This is a genomic window from Streptomyces sp. NRRL F-5755 (assembly GCF_001279365.1).
GTDB classification, from domain to species: domain Bacteria; phylum Actinomycetota; class Actinomycetes; order Streptomycetales; family Streptomycetaceae; genus Streptomyces; species Streptomyces rimosus.
In genome coordinates, this window is sequence record NZ_LGCW01000229.1 from 96291 (window position 1) to 116830 (window position 20540).

At 71.9% G+C, this 20540-nt stretch carries 15 protein-coding genes; 9 read left to right on the forward strand and 6 right to left on the reverse strand.

The window, feature by feature from the left end; all coding sequences use genetic code 11:
• Positions 1-2 precede the first annotated feature (2 nt).
• The 3 genes from gatA to gatB are packed head-to-tail and all read left to right on the forward strand — an operon-like array spanning position 3 to position 3266.
• Positions 3-1496, forward strand: a complete 1494-nt coding sequence (gatA, locus tag ADK86_RS18660; protein WP_053697590.1) for an Asp-tRNA(Asn)/Glu-tRNA(Gln) amidotransferase subunit GatA — start codon at positions 3-5, stop codon at positions 1494-1496.
• Positions 1493-1735, forward strand: a complete 243-nt coding sequence (locus ADK86_RS18665; RefSeq protein ID WP_003984988.1) for a hypothetical protein — start codon at positions 1493-1495, stop codon at positions 1733-1735. Before gatA ends, ADK86_RS18665 begins: the two co-directional genes overlap by 4 nt.
• A 22-nt stretch (positions 1736-1757) precedes the next feature.
• The gene (gatB, locus tag ADK86_RS18670; protein WP_030592855.1) at positions 1758-3266 is read left to right on the forward strand and encodes an Asp-tRNA(Asn)/Glu-tRNA(Gln) amidotransferase subunit GatB; all 1509 of its coding nucleotides are present in this window, start codon (positions 1758-1760) and stop codon (positions 3264-3266) included.
• Between the two features lie 57 nt (positions 3267-3323).
• Here the strand turns inward: gatB and ADK86_RS18675 are convergent, their stop codons facing one another.
• Positions 3324-5072, reverse strand: coding sequence for a chitinase (locus ADK86_RS18675; RefSeq protein ID WP_420718862.1), 1749 nt, complete (start codon positions 5070-5072; stop codon positions 3324-3326).
• Between the two features lie 343 nt (positions 5073-5415).
• Between ADK86_RS18675 and ADK86_RS18680 the strand changes: the two genes are divergently transcribed.
• Positions 5416-7026 carry an FAD-binding oxidoreductase gene (locus ADK86_RS18680; protein WP_053697591.1) on the forward strand — a complete coding sequence of 537 codons (1611 nt, stop codon included), beginning with the start codon at positions 5416-5418 and terminating at the stop codon, positions 7024-7026.
• 253 nt (positions 7027-7279) lie between these two features.
• On the opposite strand, the gene ADK86_RS18685 is transcribed toward ADK86_RS18680, so the two are convergent.
• The 3 genes from ADK86_RS18685 to ADK86_RS18695 form a co-directional block, all read right to left on the reverse strand.
• Positions 7280-7528: a hypothetical protein gene (locus tag ADK86_RS18685; RefSeq protein WP_159393884.1), complete on the reverse strand. Its 249-nt coding sequence runs from the start codon at positions 7526-7528 to the stop codon at positions 7280-7282.
• A gap of 23 nt (positions 7529-7551) precedes the next feature.
• Positions 7552-8031, reverse strand: coding sequence for a hypothetical protein (locus tag ADK86_RS18690; protein ID WP_053697593.1), 480 nt, complete (start codon positions 8029-8031; stop codon positions 7552-7554).
• Between the two features lie 106 nt (positions 8032-8137).
• On the reverse strand, positions 8138-9307 hold the full coding sequence (locus ADK86_RS18695; protein WP_053697594.1) for a helix-turn-helix domain-containing protein: 1170 nt from the start codon (positions 9305-9307) through the stop codon (positions 8138-8140).
• A gap of 238 nt (positions 9308-9545) precedes the next feature.
• Between ADK86_RS18695 and ADK86_RS18700 the strand changes: the two genes are divergently transcribed.
• The 5 genes from ADK86_RS18700 to ADK86_RS18720 all read left to right on the forward strand — a co-directional run bounded on the left by ADK86_RS18700 (position 9546) and on the right by ADK86_RS18720 (position 18614).
• On the forward strand, positions 9546-11675 hold the full coding sequence (locus ADK86_RS18700) for a phosphocholine-specific phospholipase C (RefSeq protein ID WP_053697595.1): 2130 nt from the start codon (positions 9546-9548) through the stop codon (positions 11673-11675).
• Positions 11676-11975: 300 nt separating this feature from the next.
• Entirely contained in the window at positions 11976-14258 is a 2283-nt protein-coding gene (locus ADK86_RS18705; RefSeq protein ID WP_053697596.1) for an MMPL family transporter, read from the forward strand.
• A gap of 131 nt (positions 14259-14389) precedes the next feature.
• Positions 14390-15007 carry a hypothetical protein gene (locus ADK86_RS18710; protein ID WP_053697597.1) on the forward strand — a complete coding sequence of 206 codons (618 nt, stop codon included), beginning with the start codon at positions 14390-14392 and terminating at the stop codon, positions 15005-15007.
• A gap of 245 nt (positions 15008-15252) precedes the next feature.
• On the forward strand, positions 15253-15432 hold the full coding sequence (locus ADK86_RS18715; RefSeq protein ID WP_053697598.1) for a hypothetical protein: 180 nt from the start codon (positions 15253-15255) through the stop codon (positions 15430-15432).
• A 113-nt stretch (positions 15433-15545) separates the two neighbouring features.
• The gene (locus ADK86_RS18720) at positions 15546-18614 is read left to right on the forward strand and encodes a helix-turn-helix transcriptional regulator (RefSeq protein ID WP_053697599.1); all 3069 of its coding nucleotides are present in this window, start codon (positions 15546-15548) and stop codon (positions 18612-18614) included.
• Between the two features lie 40 nt (positions 18615-18654).
• Here ADK86_RS18720 and ADK86_RS18725 read toward each other — a convergent pair whose 3' ends face one another.
• Complete coding sequence (locus ADK86_RS18725; RefSeq protein ID WP_030592831.1) at positions 18655-18837, reverse strand: DUF6191 domain-containing protein; 183 nt, start codon at positions 18835-18837, stop codon at positions 18655-18657.
• A gap of 179 nt (positions 18838-19016) precedes the next feature.
• Complete coding sequence (locus ADK86_RS18730) at positions 19017-20153, reverse strand: PQQ-dependent sugar dehydrogenase (protein ID WP_053697600.1); 1137 nt, start codon at positions 20151-20153, stop codon at positions 19017-19019.
• Positions 20154-20540: the final 387 nt, after the last annotated feature.

Consider the following 20540-nt stretch of genomic DNA (forward strand, 5'->3'; position numbering starts at 1 on the left):
ACATGGCAGATCTGATCAAGCTCACGGCCGCCGAGATCGCGGCGAAGATCGCCGCCGGTGAGGTCACCGCCGTCGAGGTCACCGAGGCGCACCTGGCCCGTATCGAGGCCGTCGACGAGAAGGTGCACGCCTTCCTGCACGTGGACCGCGAGGGCGCGCTCGCCCAGGCCCGCGCCGTGGACGCCAAGCGCGAGCGCGGCGAGAAGCTCGGCCCGCTGGCCGGTGTGCCGCTCGCGCTGAAGGACATCTTCACCACCGAGGGCGTCCCCACCACCGTCGGCTCCAAGATCCTCGAAGGCTGGATCCCGCCGTACGACGCGACGCTGACCAAGAAGCTCAAGGCAGCCGACGTCGTCATCCTCGGCAAGACCAACATGGACGAGTTCGCCATGGGGTCCTCCACCGAGAACAGCGCCTACGGCCCGACCGGCAACCCGTGGGACCTCACCCGTATCCCCGGCGGCTCCGGCGGCGGCTCCTCCGCGGCCCTCGCCGCCTACGAGGCCCCCCTCGCCATCGGCACGGACACCGGCGGCTCGATCCGCCAGCCCGCCGCCGTCACCGGCACCGTCGGCGTCAAGCCCACCTACGGCGCGGTCTCCCGCTACGGCATGGTGGCGTTCTCCTCGTCCCTCGACCAGGGCGGTCCCTGCGCCCGTACGGTCCTGGACGCGGCCCTGCTGCACGAGGTCATCGCCGGCCACGACGAGCTGGACTCGACCTCCATCGACGCGCCGGTCCCGCCGGTCGTCGAGGCGGCCCGCAACGGCGACGTCAAGGGCATGCGCATCGGCGTCGTCAAGGAGTTCTCCGGCGAGCACTACCAGGCCGGCGTCATGCAGCGCTTCAACGAGTCCGTCGAGCTGCTGCGCGAGCTGGGCGCGGAGGTCGTGGAGATCTCCTGCCCGTCCTTCGACCTCGGCCTGTCGGCGTACTACCTCATCGCGCCCTCCGAGTGCTCCTCGAACCTGGCCCGCTTCGACGCCATGCGCTACGGCCTGCGGGTCGGCGACGACGGCACCCGGTCGGCCGAGGACGTCACGGCCCTGACCCGCGAGGCCGGCTTCGGCCCCGAGGTCAAGCGCCGCGTGATGCTCGGCACGTACGCGCTCAGCTCCGGCTACTACGACGCGTACTACGGCTCCGCCCAGAAGGTGCGCACGCTCATCACCCGGGACTTCGAGAAGGCGTTCGAGCAGGTCGACGTGCTGGTCTCGCCGACCACGCCCACCACCGCCTTCCCGATCGGCGAGCGCGCCGACGACCCGATGGCGATGTACCTCGCCGACCTGTGCACGATCCCGACGAACCTGGCAGGCAACGCGGCCATGTCGCTGCCCTGCGGCCTGGCCCCCGAGGACGGGCTGCCGGTGGGTCTGCAGATCATCGCTCCTGCCATGGCCGACGACCGGCTCTACAAGGTCGGTGCCGCGGTCGAGGCCGCGTTCACCGCCCGTTGGGGGCACCCGCTGCTTGAGGAGGCACCGTCCCTGTGAGTGGAAAGCTCGCGAAGGCCAAGGGCTTCAAGAAGTCCAAGGCCGGTACGTATCTGTCCATCGGCACCACGCTGTTCGGTGCGGTGAGCGTCATCAAGCAGGCGAAGGCGGCCAAGGGCGAGCAGGACAAGCTCCAGCTCCTCGATGCCGTCGTCTCCGCCGCCGCCATCGCCACCGGAGTCGCGCTGCTGGTCCGCGATCTGCGCCGTCTCAACAGCGACGACGTGCTCGCGGGCTGAGCGGGACTGAAAGGTTAGTTTCGTGACCGTCACTGAACTGGTGTCGTACGAGGACGCGCTGGCCACCTACGACCCCGTGATGGGTCTTGAGGTGCACGTCGAACTCGGCACCAAGACCAAGATGTTCTGCGGGTGCTCGACCGCCCTGGGCGCCGACGCCAACTCGCAGACCTGCCCCACCTGCCTCGGCATGCCCGGCTCGCTGCCGGTCGTCAACGCGGTCGGCGTCGAGTCCGCGATCAAGATCGGCCTGGCGCTGAACTGCTCCATCGCCGAATGGTGCCGCTTCGCCCGGAAGAACTACTTCTATCCGGACATGCCGAAGAACTTCCAGACGTCGCAGTACGACGAGCCCATCGCCTTCGACGGGTACCTGGACGTCCAGCTGGAGGACGGCGAGATCTTCCGCGTGGAGATCGAGCGCGCCCACATGGAGGAGGACACCGGCAAGTCGACGCACGTCGGCGGCGCCACCGGCCGTATCCACGGCGCGTCCCACTCCCTGCTGGACTACAACCGCGCCGGCATCCCGCTCATCGAGATCGTCACCAAGCCCATCCAGGGCGCGGGCGAGCGGGCCCCCGAGGTCGCCAAGGCGTATGTCGCCGAGCTGCGCGAGCTGATCAAGGCGCTGGGCGTGTCCGAGGCCCGCATGGAGATGGGCCAGATGCGCTGCGACGTGAACCTGTCGCTGCGCCCCAAGGGCACCGAGAAGTTCGGCACCCGCTCGGAGACGAAGAACGTCAACTCGCTGCGGTCGGTCGAGCGCGCCGCGCGCTTCGAGATCCAGCGGCACGCGGCCGTGCTCTCCTCGGGCGGCACGATCATCCAGGAGACCCGCCACTTCCACGAGGAGGACGGCTCCACCACCCCCGGCCGGGTCAAGGAGGAGGCGGAGGACTACCGCTACTTCCCCGAGCCCGACCTGGTCCCGGTGGCCCCGTCCCGCGAGTGGGTCGAGGAACTGCGCCAGGGCCTGCCCGAGCTGCCGCGCGTACGCCGCAACCGGCTGCGCGAGGAGTGGGGCATCTCCGAGCACGACATGCAGTCGATCCTGAACGCGGGCGCCGTGGACCTGATCGTCGCCACCACCGAGGCCGGCGCGGACTCCGCCGCCGCCCGCAAGTGGTGGATGGGCGAGCTGGCCCGCCGCGCCAACGAGGACGGCGTCGAGCTCGCCGCCCTGCCGATCACCCCGCAGCAGGTCGCGCGGGTGGCGGCGCTGGTCGCCGAGGGCTCCCTCAACGACAAGCTGGCCCGCCAGACCATCGAGGGCGTCCTCGCGGGCGAGGGCGACCCGGACACCGTCGTCGAGAAGCGTGGCCTGAAGGTCGTCTCCGACGAGGGTGCGCTGGGCAAGGCCGTGGACGAGGCCATCGAGTCCAACGCCGCCATCGCCGACAAGATCCGCGGCGGCAAGGTCGCGGCGGCCGGCGCCCTGGTCGGTGCGGTCATGAAGGCCACCCGCGGCCAGGCCGACGCGGCCCGCGTCCGCGAGCTGATCTTGGAGAAGCTGGGCGTCGAGGGCTGACGTCCGGTAACGCGGCAAGGGGCGGCACACCGGTGGTGTGCCGCCCCTTTCGCTGCCCTACGGCAGGTTGTGCACGTGCGGTCCCACCGCGTTCGACCAGGCGTTGCCGGTCGCCGCGTCCCAGTTGGTGGACCAGGTCATGGCGCCGCGCAGGGACGGGTAGGTCTTGGCGGGCTTGAAGGAGCCGCAGCCGGTGCCCTTGGTGAGGCAGTCCAGCGCGTTGTTGACGACGCCGGGCGATACGTAGCCGCCGCCGGCGGCGCGGGTGGAGGCCGGGACGCCGATGCCCACCTGGGACGGGTCGAGGCCGCCTTCGAGCTGGATGCAGGCCAGGGCGGTGAGGAAGTCCACCGTGCCCTGCGAGTAGACCTTGCCGTCGCAGCCGAGCATCGAACCGCTGTTGTAGTACTGCATGTTGACGACGGTGAGGATGTCCTTGATGTTCAGCGCGGTCTTGAAGTAACCGCCCTGGGGGGACTGCATGTCGATGGTCTGCGGGGCCATGGTGATGACCAGCTTGCTGCCCGCCTTCTGCGACAGCGAGCGCAGGGCCTGCGACATGTAGGTCGGGTTGATGCCGTTTTCGAGGTCGATGTCGACGCCGTTGAAGCCGTACTCCTGCATCAGCGCGTAAGCACTGTTGGCGAAGTTGTTCGCGGAGGCGGAGTCGTTGACGGAGATGGTGCCCTTCTCACCGCCGACGGACAGGATGACGTTCTTGCCGGCCGCCTGCTTCGCCCTGATGTCGGCCTTGAACTGCGCGACCGTGTAGCCGCCCAGGCCCGCCGAGTCGAGGTTGAAGGTGATCGCGCCGGGCGTGGTGGTGGCGTCCGCGAAGGAGACCGCGATGATGTCGTACTGGTCGGACACATCGCTGATCTTCTGTACGGTCGCGCCGTTGTTGAAGTTCTGCCAGTAGCCGGTGACCGCGTGCTTCGGCACGGAGGGGCCGGGGTTGCCGCCGCCCGGGGACGTGGTGGCGGTGACCTCGGCGGACTTGGCGGACTCGCCCGCCGCGTTGGTCGCGGCGACCTGGAAGCGGTACGCGGTGGCGGGGCTCAGGCCGGTCACGGTGGCCGACGTGCCGGTGACCGCCTGCACCTTGGCGCCGTCGCGGTAGACGTGGTAGCCGGTGGCGTACTTGGCCGGGTTCCAGGACAGCGCCACGGAGGACGAGGTGACCGCCCCCGCGGTCAGCCCGGTGGGCGCGTCGGGGACCGGGTCGCCCGGGTCGCCGTTGCCTCCGCCGTCCGGTCCGAAGACGCTGATGTCGTCGGCGAAGTAGGCGGCCTGCCCGTACCACCCGTGGGTGTAGACGGTGACGGAGGTGGTGGAGGGGCCGGTGGTGAAGGTGGTCTTCAGCTGCTGCCAGGTGGTGGCGCCCGGGGCCCAGGTGGACACGTCGGTGGTACCGGTGCCGCTCGCGCCGAGGTAGACGTACGAGCCCTGGACGTACGCGCTGAGCGTGTACGTGGAGTTGGGCTTGACCGCCACGGTCTGCGAGCACCTGGCCTGGTCCGTGCCGGAGGGCGTGGCCTTCAGGGCCGAAGTGCCGCCGTGCACGGGGGACGACACGGTGGAACCGGCGCCCGCCGAACACGTCCATCCGGAGAGCCCGGACTCGAACCCGGGATTCTTCGCGTTGTTGACGTCGGCGGCGGCACCGGCGGCGGCGTGGGGGGCCGCCGAGGCGCCGGCCGCGGTGCCGGTGACGGCGAGGGCGGCGGCCGCCAGTCCGGTGACGGCGGTGCCGAGCCACCGTCTGTGCCGGGAGCGGGGGGTGCGGGACATGAGGGGGTGCGGCATGGCTGTCTCCAAGTGATGAGCCCGGAAGAGCCGCCCGCCGGGTCCGGAGAGCGGGGCGGGCGCTGCGCACAAAATGGTCCAGACCAATGCGGTTGTCAAGAGTTTGTGGAGTGTTCATGGATGGCCGTCCGTTGGCGGGGCACCCGGGAGAACCGTTCTTTCGGATGACGCGGGCCGGTGGCGCGCCCTCCTGAGGGAGGGCGGGCAGTCGCGTTCGTACACCGTTCTCCCTAGGGGCGAGTTGGTCTCGGTGGACGATGTTCCGGGGCCGTGCGGGCCCGATGGTGGAGAGGTGAATCACGAGCAACCACCGTCAACCCCACCACAGTTACGGGAGCGGACCATGGCCGAAGTGAAGCGCCGGACCCTGCTCGCGGGCGCGGCGGCGCTCGGCGGCACGGCCGCGGCCGTGGCGGCGCCGGGCATCGCGGCAGCGTCCACCACCGCCCCCGGGGCCGCCGCCTCCCCGGCTCCCGTCACCCTCGGCCCGGACGACCCGCGCTACTCCTCGCTCACCCGCCGCGGCAGCAACGGCCGCTTCGTCGGCAAGCCCGAGCGCGTCCACGTCGTGAGCACCACCGAACAGGTCGTCGCCGCCGTACAGCGGGCCGTACGCGACGGCAAGCGCATCGCCGTACGCAGCGGCGGCCACTGCTTCGAGAACTTCGTCGACGACCCGTCCGTCCGCGTACTGATCGACACCTCGCCCATGCGCGCGGTGCGTTACGACGCCGCCCGCCGCGCGTTCGCGGTCGAACCCGGCGCCCTGCTCGGCGAGGTCTACCGCGCCCTGTTCCTCGGCTGGGGCGTGTCCATCCCGGCCGGCGCCACCGCGGAGGTCGGGGTCGGCGGGCATGTCCTCGGCGGCGGGTACGGCACGCTCTCGCGGCGGTACGGGCTGTCCGTGGACCACCTGTACGCCGTCGAGGTCGTCGTGGTCGACCGGTCGGGCCGGGCCCGCAGCGTGGTGGCCACCCGCGACCCCAAAGATCCCCACCACGACCTGTGGTGGGCGCACACCGGCGGCGGGGGCGGCAACTTCGGCATCGTCACCTGCTACTGGTTCCGCGACCCGGCCGCCAAGGGCGACGACCCCGCCCGGCTGCTGCCCAAGGCCCCGGCCTCCATCCTCAGCTTCTCCGCGACCTGGAACTGGAAGGACATCGACGAACGCGCCTTCACCCGCCTGGTGCGCAACCACGGCACCTGGCACGAGCACAACAGCGCCCCGGACTCCCCGTACGCCGACCTGTTCAGCGTACTCATGCTCAGCACCCGCAACACCGGTACCAACCTCCTGGTAGGCCACCTGGACGCCACCACCCCGGACGCCGAGCGGCGGATGCGCGCCTACGTGGACGCCGTCGCCGGCGGGACGGGCGCCAAGCCGACCGTCCAGCACACGGTCAGGCCCTGGCTTGAGGCGGTCGCCCTCGTCCAGGAAACCGAACCGGCCCCGTTCAAGGTCAAGTGCGGCTACCTGCGCAAGGGCTACACGGAGCGCCAGCTCACCGCCCTTCACCACCACCTGGCGGGCCCGGCGTCGGAGAACATCTCCGGGGCGCTGTGGCTGGTCTCGTACGGCGGAAAGGTCAACACCGTCGCACCGGACGCGACCGCCGTCGCCCAGCGCGACTCGATCCTCAAGGCGATCTACATGACCAGCTGGGAGGGCGAGGAGCCGGCCGGGGCGAAGCCGCTGGCCTGGCTCCGCGACTTCTACCGTGACGTGTACGCGGACACCGGCGGCGTGCCCGTACCGGGCGAGGTCAGCGACGGCTCCTTCATCAACTACCCGGATCGTGACCTGTCCGACCCAAAGCTCAACACCTCCGGCGTTCCGTGGCACACGCTCTACTACAAGGACAACTACCCGCGGCTGCAACGTGTGAAGGCTCGTTGGGATCCGCGGGATGAGTTCCGGCATGGGTTGTCGGTGCGGCTGCCTGGGTGATGTGGTCCGGGCCCGGGGCGGTTGCCGTGATGGTGGTGGTCAGCTCTCGCCGGGTGGGGTGACGAAACCTCGGGTGGGGCCGCTATCAGCGGGTCGGGTGGGTTTCGGGTCGGTTTCCCGAACCGGGCGACGACGGCCGCCAGCACGTCAGGGGTGGTGTCCTTCCGCACCGTGGGATCGGGGCTGTCGTACACGTTGCGGGTTGACCCGCTGCGGCCGCTCGCCCTCTCCAGGGTGGGCGACCGGAGGGGGCTCAACGGGGCGCCGGAAGCGGCGGAACATCCGGCTGCCCCTCGTTCAGTTCCAGGCGGCGTACGAGCGCCACGTCCTGGAACGTCCGGGCGAACGTCGGATGCCCCGTATGGCCCGTGTGGGCCATCGCCGCCAGGTCGGCCGCCTTCAGGTCGGCGGTCGGCGTCAGCGTCCATGGGCACCCGCCGGTCAGGCAGCACGCCGATACGGTGATCTCGCTTTGCGGGTGCGTGCCGATGGTGTGCCTCACGGCGCGGATCACGCTGCGGGGACTCACGGGCGTACCGCCGGAGTGTTGACCGGCAGTCCCAGTACGCGCGGCTCGTGCGGGTGGTTACGGATCTCCAGGGAGCAGTCCAGGGCCGCCGAATGGTTGGTGTAGCCGTCCGCCGTGCCCTTTCCCGTCCGGTACGCCCGCCGCCATGCCGCGGCGTGCGCGCATACCACGCAGTCCTGGACCGGTACCGGTTCGGGCGACGGGGCCCGCATGGGCAGGTTGACCGGCGGTTCCGGGTAGCCGCGGTGGGGCGTGGAGCGGGCCCGGCTCACGACCGGACGTGTCCAGGTCAGCGCCCGCGCGCGCTCCTCGACAGTGGGCTTGCGCAGCAGTTCGGGACGCACCGCCCACTCACGTCCGCCACCGGGCGGGGCGAGGTACGCGGCCCCTTCGTCCCGCCTGCGTACCTCGCCGATCCTGTCGCTCGTCGTGTCCACCGCGTACGTTCCCGTGGTGGGGGCCCAGTTGTAGCCCATGGTTCATCGCCGTCCCCTCGTGGTCCGATGACATCCACGGTAGAAACGGCAACTTCCCGCTGTCTGTGGCACTTTGTGAGGCCAATAGCGGGAAGTGCCACAAACGCTAGAGCGGCAGGCCCACCACGTCGGCCATCGTCCGCATATCCGCCGTCAACGTCCGTCGTCCCCGGACCACCCGGCCGAGAACGTCACGGGCATAACGCTGATTCGGCAGCCATTCGGGGCTGTCGGAACGGATCTGCTCCAGCCTGCCGAACGCCTCGGCGTATTCACCCGTTTTGGCGTACGCGTCGGCCACGTCCAGCAAGTGCCGGTTCCGGTTGTTCGACGTGGGCTTGAGGCTGAAGACGGGCACACGTTCGGCGATACGGAGCACCATGTCGGGCCGGTCGATCACGCCGGCGTTCTCGGCGGCCTTGAGCTTGACCGTGGTCGGCCCGAACGTGCGGAGGAAGTCGTTGTTCGGGGCGTGCTCGCGTCCGAGGGCGACGGCTGCCGCCGTGGCGAACCTCAAGGCGTCCTCGGCGTCGCCCGGCTGCGAGTTCCGGACGGCGGCAGCGGACACGCGCAGCAGCATCCAGCCCCAGGTGCTCAGCTCCGCCGGAGTCGCGCGGGACACCCGGGGCTCGGTCTCGTCGGCCCACTTCACGGCCAGGTCGTACGCCTTGCCCAACTCGCCCTGACGCAGCAGCAGCCAGCACAGCGTATTGACGGTGGCCGCACCTTCCATGCGGTCCGCCGAATCGTCCAGGGCGCGTTCAAGAGCTGTCTCGGCGGCCGAGAACTGCCGGGTCTGAACCATGAGCCACCCGGCGAGCTGCAAGAGCCGTACCCGTACTGCACGGCCCTCTGAGCCGAGCGCTTCGGCGTCCCGCAGCAGGGACGGCAGCAGTGCCGCCAGTGCCGTGTACTGGTCGTGGGCGAAAAGGGGAGCCGCTTCGCGGAGGGAGTCGCGTATTCCGCTGACGGTGGGCGGCTCATCGTCCAGCCCTGGGGCGACGGGGGGACGTACCAGTGCTTCCCGGACGGCCGCCCAGCGATCCACCGTGTCAGCCCCGGCATCCTCCGGGTTCGGTCCGCCGGCCAGGCGCATCGTTGGCACCCTCAGCGCGTGTGCGAGCTTGCGCAGTGTCTCCAGGCGGGCTGTTTCCCGCTCGCCTTGTTCGAGCTTCCGGATGGACGAGAGCGAGACTCCCGATGCATCGGCCAGTTCACGCTGTGACAGCCCGCGACGCTTGCGGACTTCTTTGACCCTCTGCCCCGCAGTGCTCATGCTTCGAGCGTACGACGCGGACCTCACCCATGGCATGGGAAAGGACCCGGACCCGCCCAGCGGGGAAGCGCGGACCACCGGTCGTCCCACCCCCATAAACCGGCCCCACCTGTTCTCAAACTTGTCACCCCGATACCTATCGGACGCCACGCAGCTCCACTACCGTCCCGCTCGCCCCCGCCAATGGGCCGGTGGTGAACCATTGCCCGACCGTGGGCAGTCGACTGGGAGGTCGAGCGTGGCATCCGAGGTATCTCGCAGACGGGTCGTGGGACTTGGCGCGGCGGCGGTCGGGGCGGCCGCCGCCGCTTCGCTGCTGCCGCCGTCGCTCCAGCAGGCGCTGGCCGCCGGACCGGCCGCCGCCGGGCACGGGCACGGGCGTGGGCGAGGCGGACTCGATGCCATCCGGCACGTCGTGGTGCTGATGCAGGAGAATCGTTCCTTCGACCACTACTTCGGCATGCTGCGCGGCGTACGCGGCTACGCCGACCGCAACGCGATCCGGCTCCCGAACGGCCGCAGCGTCTACGAGCAGCCGGGCGCGGCCGGCGCCGGGACCGTGCTGCCCTTCTCCGTACGCGAGGCCGCGGCGGCCCAGAAGAAGGACCTCCAGTACATCGGCGCGCTCAACCACGACTGGTCCGGCGGCGCCAAGGCATGGCGCGACGGGTGGATGGACAACTGGGTCACCGCCAAGACGGCCGCCACCATGGCCCACTACGACCGCCGGGACGTGCCGCTGCACTACGAGCTCGCCGACACCTTCACCGTCTGCGACGCCTACCACTCCTCGATCCACTCCTCCACCAGCCCCAACCGCAACCACCTGGTCAGCGGCTGGACCGGGCCCGAGCCGGGCTCCGGCAAGCGCGCGGTGGGCAACGACGCCTACGCGGAGGACACCCACTCCGGCTACGCCTGGCCCACGTACGCCGAGCGCCTGGAGAAGGCGGGGCACAGCTGGCGCGTCTACCAGGAGTGGGACAACTTCACCGACAACAACCTGGAGTTCTACGCCACCTTCAAGGCCGTCATGAAGAAGGCGCTCGCCAAGGTGGGCGGCGGCGTGCAGAACATGACCGCCTTCTACGGGAAGGTCGCCGCGGCCGGGGAAGCGGAGCGCAAGCGCTTGCAAGGGCTGCTGGACGAGGGCGTACGGGCGCTTGGCGCGGCCGATCGCAGCCTCTTCGAGCGCGCGCTGCGCCGGGGCGAGCCGGGTTCCACAGCCACCGCCTTCGCCGCCGACGTCGCCGCGGGCAAGCTGCCCGAGGTGTCCTACATCGTCCCCTCCGCCGCGGATTCCGAGCACCCCGGCTCGTCCTCGCCGGTCGCCAGCGCCACCATCGTCTACAAGGTCCTCGACGCGCTCGGCAAGAACCCGGACGTGTGGCGGCACACCGCGTTGTTCCTCACGTACGACGAGAACGACGGCTTCTTCGACCACGTGCCGCCGCCGGTACCGCCCCAGGGCACGGAGGGCGAGTTCTGGGACGGCAAGCCCACCGGGCTCGGGATCCGCGTGCCGATGCTGGTCATCTCGCCCTGGACGGTGGGCGGCTACGCCTGCTCGCAGGTCTTCGACCACACCTCCATCGTCCGCTTCCTGGAGCGCTGGACGGGCGTGCGCGAGCCCAACATCAGCGCCTGGCGGCGCACCGTATGCGGCGATCTGACCACCGCCTTCGACTTCTCGCGCGGGCGCAAGCAGCCCGCCGTGGAGCAGCCCGGCGCGATCCCGCCGTTCAGCGGGCGCTGGTCCCCGCGCCCGCCGCGCGAGCAGCAGCTGCCGCGCCAGGAGGAGGGCACCCGGCCCGCGCGCCCACTGCCGTACCAGCCCGACGCGGACGGCGCCTACGACGCACAGGGCAAGCGCTTCCGGCTCACGGTGCGCAACACCGGCCGGGCGAGCGCGCACTTCGCGCTGTACCCGTACGCGGGGGAGTACGGCACGCCGCAGCACCGCGACGTGCTGGGCCGGGCCGACTGGGAGGTGCCGGTCAAGGACGGTACGTACCGCTTCACCCTCACGGGCCCCAACGGTTTCCGGCGGGAGCACGCCGGTACGGCCGCGGGCGCCGCCGCGGCGGTCCGGATCGGCACCCGCCTGGACGCGCACCGGCGTGAGCTGCACCTCACCCTCGTCAACAAGGGGCGTACGGACCTCACCTTCACGCTGAAGCCGCTGGCGTACAGCGGCGCGAAGCCGCGCACGGTCACCGTACGGGCAGGCAGCACGCGTACCGTCGCGCACGCCGCGGCGGCCGCGCACGGCTGGTACGACCTGGACCTGTCCGTCGCGCAGGACGCTTCCTTCCACCGCCGTTTCATGGGCCACATCGAGAACGGGAAGGAATCGATCACCGGCTGACCGGGAGCGGGCGGGACCGGACACTTCCGGGGTGGGACCGGGCTCCTCTCGGCCGGAACCGGGCGTCTACCGGTCGTCCGGTGATTCCCGGCCGGGGTTCCGCTTCCGGGTCCCTTTGTGGGGAAGTCCACAAAAGGGTCAATGGATCTTTTCCTGCTGTCACTCTGCAAGAGGTACGGGCCCGTCGCTCCTTCGTCGGCAGGCGGCGGTCCCGTGCTTCCCCCTCCATTACGCGTTCGGCACCACGGGTACACCCCGGGAGACATCGGCGCCTGACCCGGGAAGCAGACGAAGAGCTTGATGACCGCACTGACCCGGTGGTGCCTGCGGCGCCGCATCGTCGTGATCGTGCTCTGGCTCGCCGCCTTCGCGGGAGCCGCCGCCGCGGCCGGAGCCGCCGGCTCCGCCTACTCCGACCGCTACGACGTCCCCGGGACCGAATCCGGGCAGGCCGGAGCCCTGCTGGCCAAGGCGTTCCCGGACCAGGCCAGGGGCGGTGACACCATCGTGTGGCACACCGCGTCCGGCACCGTCCGCGCGGGCGCCGTGCAGAAAGACCTCCAGCAGACCCTCGACAAGATCGCCCGGCTGCCCGGGGTCGCGTCCGTGCAGGGGCCGTACGGGCCCCAGGGGGCGGGCCGGATCAGCCACGACGGGCACACCGCCTACGCGGAACTGTCCTTCGACGCCCCCGCCAACGGCGCCGAGGACCTGGACAAGGCCCAGGTCCAGCGCGTGGTGGACACCGCCAAGGCCGCCGAGGGCGACGGACTCCAGGTGGAGCTGGGCGGCGCGGGCATCGCGGTCACCGAGTCCTCGGGGACCCACCTCGCCGAGGCGATCGGCCTCGCCGCCGCCGGAGTCGTCCTCTTCCTCGCCTTCGGATCGCTCGCCGCCACCCTCCTGCCGCTGGTCACGGCGGTGGTGAGCGTGGGCACCGCCTCGGCGGGCATCGCGCTGCTCGGCCACGCCATGACGGTGGCCGACTTCGCCCCGATGCTGGGCATGCTCGTCGGCCTCGGGGTCGGCATCGACTACGCGCTTTTCATCGTGACCCGGCACCGCAGAGGGCTGAAATCCGGCCTCACCGTGCGGGAGGCCGCCGAGCGCGCGGTCAGCGTCTCCGGGCGCGCGGTGGTCTTCGCGGGGGCCACCGTCTGCATCGCCCTGCTCGGCATGTTCGTGCTGCGGCTGGGCTTCCTCAACGGCGTCGCCATCGCCGCCTCGCTCACCGTCGTCCTGACCGTCGCCGCCTCGATCACCCTGCTTCCGGCGCTGCTCGGCGTGATCGGGGAGCGGGCGCTGAGCCGGCGCGAACGGCGGCGGCTGGCCGCCGACGGGCCCCTGCCCGAGCCGCCCGCGGGCTTCGCCGCGCGCTGGTCCGGCTTCGTCGAACGGCATCCAAAGCTGCTCGGGGCAGCCGCCGCGGCCCTCATGCTGCTGCTGGCACTGCCCACGCTCTCCCTGCACCTGGGCACCTCCGACCAGGGCAACAACCCCGCCACCAGCACCACCCGCCAGGCGTACGACCTGCTCGCCAAGGGCTTCGGGCCGGGCTCCAACGGGCCGCTGTCCCTGGTCGGCGACCTGGACGGGGCCAAGGACCGGCTGGCTTTCGACCGGCTGCCGGACCAGCTGCGCGGCACCCCGGGGGTGGCGCAGGTCCAGGGCCCGGAGTTCGACGGCAGCGGCAGCACGGGCGTGATCACCGTCGTACCGGACGGCTCCCCGCAGTCCCGGCAGACCTCCGACCTGGTGGAACGGCTGCGCGACGAGGTGCTGCCGAAGGCCGCCGAGGGCACCGGCATGAAGGTCCACGTGGGCGGGGTGACCGCGAGCTACGACGACTTCGCAGCCGTCATCGTGGGCAAACTGCCGCTCTTCGTGGGCACCGTCATCGGCCTGGGCTGCGTCCTGCTGCTCCTCGCCTTCCGCAGCATCGGCATACCGCTGAAGGCCGCCGCGATGAACGTCGCGGCCGTCGCGTCCTCGTTCGGGATCGTGGTGGCGATCTTCCAGTGGGGGTGGGGGAGCGAACCGCTCGGGCTGGGCAGCGCGGGCCCGATCGAGCCGTTCCTGCCCGTGATCATGGTGTCCGTGCTGTTCGGGCTCTCCATGGACTACCAGGTCTTCCTGGTCAGCCGGATGTACGAGGAGTGGCGGCGCACCGGCGACAACTGCCGCGCCGTACGGGTCGGACTGGCCGAGACCGGCCGGGTGATCAACTCGGCGGCGGTCATCATGATCGCGGTCTTCGCGGCGTTCGTGCTCAGCGGCGACCGCATCGTGGCCATGTTCGGCATCGGCCTGGCCGCCGCCGTCGCCCTGGACGCCTTCGTCCTGCGCACCCTGCTCGTACCCGCCCTGATGCACCTGCTCGGCGGCGCGAACTGGTGGCTGCCGGGGTGGCTGGAACGGCGGCTGCCGCGGATCAGCATCGAGCCGCCGGAAGCGGAAGCGGAAGAGGGCCCGGCATACGGAACGGCGCCGGGCTCCGGGGCGGACGGAGCCGGGGTTCCGGTTGTGGTTCCGCTTGCCGTCCCGGGGGCACGGCGGGGCGACGAGAAGCTCGTACGGCGGTGACGGGCGGGACCGGGGCGGGCGGGTCCTCTTAACGGTCCCGGACGGCCCGTACGTACACCGACGTGGCCGGTTTCCCTTGCGCCACGGGCGTTCTCATATGTCTCTCAGACGCGGCACCTACGGTCGCGCCCATGGACACGACGAAGACCGAAGCGCGCACCGACGACACGAAGGCGGCCGAGACCGCCGAGGCCCCCGGTACGACGGAGGCCACCGGGACGTCCGAGGCTCCCGAGGCCACGAAGGCGGACGCGGAGCCGCCCGCCGGCGCCGCGGTCGACGAGGACGCCGCCGACGAGGACCGGGAGGAGGCCGAGGACGAGGACGTGCCGCCGGCCGCCGCCACCGCGACCGCCTCGGTGGCGTCCGGCGCGGGCGCCGTCGCCGCCGCCGGGCTGGGCCTGGCCTCGCTCACCGGCACCTGGATGGGCACGGTCCTGGCCGAGCGCCAGACGCTGCTCGGCCAGATCAAGCTGCAAACGGGCAAGGCCACCGACCAGATCGGCACCGTCTACGGCGCCCCCTGGCACACCCACGCCCTCGTCAACGGCCTGTTCGCACTGCTCGCCGTGGTGGTCGCGGGCCTGGTCCTCACCCGTACCCGCCCGGCCTGGGTACGGGCCGTGGCCTGGGGCGGAATCGCCCTCGGCGTGCTGGGGATCATCGTCTCCGCCGGCATGTACTTCGACCTCTTCGCGAGCCTGCCCACGCTGCCCAAGACCGGCGGAGCCGGCACCCCCGGTTCCTAAGGAGTTCCGTTCTTCCTGAGGGCACGAGCCCCCGCTGGGCCCCGGAATCCGGCATTCCCTAAGGCCGTACGCGGCCGTCTAAGGAACCGCCGGTCCGGGGCCCCGCGCGGCTAAGGCCCCCGCACCCCGCGAGATCGGGAACCTGCCCGATGCGGGCCGCCCCCCTGGGCGAGCAGGCTGGAGCACGTCAACAGGACACCGCCACCAGGTGTCACCGTGCCAACGCCGGAACCAGGGAGCACACCATGTTCTACGGGGAACTCGAACTCCGCGCCCGCTACGAGGAACTGCGGCGCCAGGCCGACCGGGAGCGGCTGGCCAACGAGGCCCGCAAGGCGCGCCGCGCACGCCGGGCCGAGTCCAGGGCCAACGGCTCCGAAGGGCGGGTGAGCGGCCGGCCCGACCGGTTCACCAAGGCCGCCTGATCAGCCGGCCGGCCGTGCGCTGCTCCATCGCCACGGCTCCCGCGGCCCGACCGGGGCCACGGGAGCCGTCGCGCGTGACCATGACCACTCCCGCGTTGTCAGACCCCTGTGCGATGCTCAGCGACGTGGAAACCAGGTCCGTCAGTCCGGTGTTCGTCGGCCGTGGCAGCGAGTTGAACACGCTGCGCGGCGCTCTCGCCCGTATCAAGGAGACGGGCGAGCCCCGGGCGCTGCTCATCGGCGGCGAGGCGGGGGTCGGCAAGACCCGGCTCATCGAGGAGTTCGCGTCCGCCGCGCGGGCCGACGGCGTCCTGGCCGCCATCGGCGGCTGCATCGAGATCGGCTCCGAGGGCCTGCCGTTCGCCCCCTTCTCCGCGGTCCTGCGCCTGCTCAACGCCCAGCTGCCGGGCGAGCTGGCCGCCGCCGTCGCCGGCCAGGAGGGCGAACTGGCCCGCATCCTGCCCGAGCTCGGCGAGACCGCCGGTGACGGCCATGACGACGAGCAGGGCCGCGCCCGCCTCTTCGAGCTGACCGCCCGGCTCCTGGAGCGCCTCGCCGCCCACCGGCCGCTCGTCGTGGTCATCGAGGACCTGCACTGGGCCGACCGCTCCACCCGGGAGCTGTTCTCCTACCTGCTGCGCACCCTGAACGACGCCGGCATCCTGCTCGTCGCCACCTACCGCTCCGACGACATCCACCGCCGCCACCCGCTGCGCCCCTTCCTGGCCGAGATCGACCGGATGCGCACCATCAGCCGCGTCGAACTGGCCCGCTTCACCCGCGCCGAGGTCCGCACCCAGATCGCCGGCATCACCGGCCGCGACCCCGACGAGGCGCTGGTCGACCGGGTCTTCAAGCGCTCCGAGGGGAACGCCTTCTTCGTGGAGGAGCTGGCCCGCAGCATCGAGGACGGCTGTCTGACCGGGCTCAGCGACCCGCTGCGCGACCTACTGCTCGTCCGCGTCGAGGCGCTGCCCGAGGACGCCCAGCGGGTCGTGCGGGTGGCCGCCGAGGGCGGTTCCACCGTCGAACACGAACTCCTCGCCGCCGTCTGCGGCCTGCCCGAGGACGACCTCATCAAGGCGCTGCGCGCCGCCGTCGGCTCCAACACCCTGGTGCCCGACCGGGACGGCACGGGCTACCGCTTCCGCCACGCCCTGGTCCGCGAGGCCGTCGTCGACGACCTGCTGCCCGGCGAGCGCACCCGCCTCAACCGCCGGTACGGCGAAGCCCTGGAGGCCGACCCCTCGCTGGTCCGCGCCGAGACCTGCGCCGCACGCCTGGCCAGCTACTGGTACCACGCCCACGACCCGGCCAAGGCGCTGCCCGCCGTGCTCGCCGCCTCCGTCCAGGCCCGCCGCCGCCACGCCTACACGGAGCAGCTGCGCCTGCTGGACCGCGCCCTGGAGCTGTGGGACGACGCCCCCAAGGAGGTCCGCCGCGCCGTGCGCCCGGCGGACTACGCCGAGGCGTACCCGGCCTGCGGCTGCGACGACGACGCGCTGCACTTCATGGACCTGCTCGCCGAGATCGCGGTGGCCGCGCGCCTGTCCGGGGACACCGAGCGCGCCTTCACGATCACCAAGCGCGCCCTGCGCTCCCTCGACGCGGAGAAGGACCCGCTGCGCACGGCATGGTTCCTGCTCCAGCGCTCCCGTCTCGTGCAGGGCACCGGCCGCGGCGACGGCTGGACCGAACTGGCCCGCGCCCAGGAACTGGTGCGCGGCCTGCCGCCGTCCTCGGTGCACGCCGCGGTGCTCGCCCAGTCCGCGACCTGGGCGATGCTGCACACCCCCGGCTCCGAGAGTTTCGCCACGGCCGAGCGCGCCGTGGAGCTGGCCCGGCTCGTCGGCGACACGGAGCAGGAGCTGAATTCGCTGGTCACCCTGGCCGGTCTGCGGGTCGATTCGGGTGATGTGGAGGGCGGACTGGAGCAGCTGCGTGCGGTCCTGGAGCGGGCGGTGGCCCGCGGCTGCTCCTCGGTGGTCGCCCGCGGGCACATCAACCTCTCCTCGGCACTGGAAGGCGTGGGCCGCTCCGCGGAAGCCGTCGAGGTGGCGGACCGGGGCCTCGCGCTCACCGAGCACTACGGCCTCAAGGAGAGCACGAGCTGGGTCAGCGGGAACCGCGCCGAGTCCCTCCAATCACTGGGCCGCTGGGAGCAGGCGCGGGAAGCCGCTTTGGACGCCCGCCGCCGCTCGCTGAGCGCCCGTTCCCGGGCCCTGGCCACCAACCGCCTCGCGGACCTCGCCCTGAAGGAGGGCGACGTGGACCGCGCGGAACGGAACCTGGCCGTCGCCCACGAGCACTACGGCAACCACGACCTGCAGCCCCAGCACTCCATCCCCCTCATCCGGTACGCCCTGGAGATCGCCGCCGCCCGGGGCCGCGTCGCGGACGTACGCGACATCCTCCGGCAGGCCATGGAGACCGGTTTTCCGCCCGGCACCCAGCGATATGTCTGGCCGCTGCTGTGGGCGGCGGCCACCGCCGAGTCGGAGCTGCGCGGCCTGCCCGCCGCCGAGCCGGAGCGGCCCGCCGCCCTCGCGCGCATCCGGCAGGCCGTGAAGGGCACACCCGTCGTGTCACCCGTCTGGGCGGCGTACGGCCGCGCCGTCGAGGCCGAGCTGCTGCGCGCCGAGGACCGCGCGGCGCCGGACGCCTGGGCCGCCGCGGTAGCCGCCTTCAAGCAGGTGGAGCGCCCGTACGAACTCGCCGTGGCCTGCTACCGCTGGGCCGAGGCACTGCTCCACGACGCCCCCCGGGCAACGGCCGGGCTGGAGGGCCGCACACCGCGCGAGGCCGCCGCGCTGCTGCTCGTCCAGGCCCGCGAGGCGGCCGGCGAAATGGGTGCCGGGTCGCTCACCGACGGCATTGAACGGCTCGCTCAGCGAGCCCGAATACCGCTGACAGCGCGGCCGGAATGGGAGGCCGTGCCGCTCGCCGCCGTACCGCCCGTCGAGACGTTCGGCCTGACTCCACGGGAGCGGGACGTGCTGCGCCTGGTCGCGGCCGGGCGCAGCAACCGTCAGATAGCCGACGAACTGTTCATCTCGCCCAAGACGGCCAGCGTCCACGTCTCCAACATCCTGGCCAAGCTGGGCGTCTCCGGTCGCGGCGAGGCGGGCGCGATGGCTCACCGGCTGCGGTTGTTCGCCCCGGCGGAGCAGGCGGCGGGGTAGGCGGCGCGGCGTGGGCAGGCCGGGCGAGGGCGGCCGCCCGTCAGGAGTCCGGGGGCGGGCTCTGTTCCGGCAGGCGGATGGTGACCTTGCCCGAGGACAGATCTATCGGGCCCTTGCCCGGATCGTTGTCGCCGGTGTCGTCGACGACCAGGGTCAGCCGCCGCCGCTCCTCGTCGGTGTGCTTGCGCCCCGGCGCGAACAGCTCCTCCACCAGGTTGAACATCCCGCCCCCTGACGACGTGGCCGGTCCCGTACGACGAGTGTAGGCACAACGGAACGAAACGGGCGGGTGCGGACCGAGCAGCCCCCGTGCGCGGGCCGCCCGCCGCGCTCCGGTGGGTGCCCACCGAGAGGCGCCCGACCGGCCGGCCGTCAGCTCACCGTCAACTCACCAGCTCACCGTCAACTCACCTTCAGCCGCAGAATCCGGTCGTCGCCCTTCTTCGGCTCCCCGCGCCCGTCCGTGTTGCTGGTGACCAGCCACAGCCCGCCGTCCCCGGCCGGCACGACCGTACGCAGCCGCCCGTACTCTCCCTTGAGGAACGCCTGCGGCGGCGCCGACGCCTCCCGCCCGGCGAGCGGAATCCGCCACAGCCGCTCGCCGCGCAGCCCCGCCATCCAGATCGACCCCTCGGCGTACGCGATGCCGCTCGGCGAGGCGTCCGCCGTGGCCCACTGCGCCACCGGGTCCACGAACCGCGCGTCGCCCCGTCCCTTGCCCTCCACCTCGGGCCAGCCGTAGTTCTTGCCCGGCTCGATCAGGTTCAGCTCGTCCCACGTGTTCTGGCCGAACTCGGCCGCCCACAGCCGTCCTTCGGCATCCCAGGCCAGACCCTGCACATTGCGGTGCCCGTAGCTGTAGACCACCGAACCGGCGTCGGGATTGCCTTGTGCCGGCTGCCCGTCCGGCGTCATGCGCAGGATCTTGCCGCCCAGCGACTTCTTGTCCTGCGCGAGGCCGGTGTCGCCGGTCTCGCCGGTGCCCGCGTAGAGCATCTTGTCCGGGCCGAAGGCGATCCGGCCGCCGTTGTGGACCTGTCCCTTCGGAATGCCCTTGAGCACCGTGTCGGGCGCGCCCAACTGCTGGCTGACGGGCTTCTTCTCGTCGTAGAGCATGCGGGCGACGCGGTTGTCGGACTCGGTGGTGAAGTACGCGTACACCTGGTGGTCCCGGCCGTACGACGGTGCCACCGCGAGCCCGAGCAGACCGCCCTCGCCGCCCGGCGCCACTCCCGGTACCGTCCCCAGCTCGGTCTTGCGGCCGCCGTCCGCCGCCACCCGCCAGATCTTGCCGGTGTCGCGCGAGGACACCAGCAGGTCACCGCCCGGCAGTGCGGCCACTCCCCAGGGTGAGGTGAGATCCGTGGTGAGGGTGCCGGTCACCGTCACCGAGCCCTTGGCGGGCGGGGCGGAGACGGAGGCGGAGGGCCGCGGGCCGCCCGGGGACGAGGCGGCGGCGGAGCCGGCCCCGCCCGGCGCGCCGCCGGACGAGCACCCCGCCGCGAACAGCAGCGAGGCGGCGGCCAACACGGAGGTCACGGAGCGTCGTTGCACGGCGAAGTCCTCTCGTCGACGGAACCCGCCTTACGACACCACACCCCACCCGCCAAGTCAGGCCCCCACTCCGGCCCGTCGCCCCGCGCCCGTCGACCGGCCGTCGTCGCCCCGTGCCCGTCAATCGGCTGCCGTAGTCCCATGCCCCCACTCCGGCCCATCGCCCCGCGCCCGTCAACCGGCCGTCGCAGTCCCGCGCCCGTCAACAGGCCGCTGTCGCGCCACGCCCGTCAACAAGCCGCCGTAGTCCCGTGCCCGTCAACCGACCGCCGCTGCCCCGCGCCCGTCAACCGGCAGCCGTAGTCTCACGCCCGTCAACTGGCCGTCGCCCCGCACCCGCCAACCGACCGCCGTCGCCCCGCGCCCCCACCC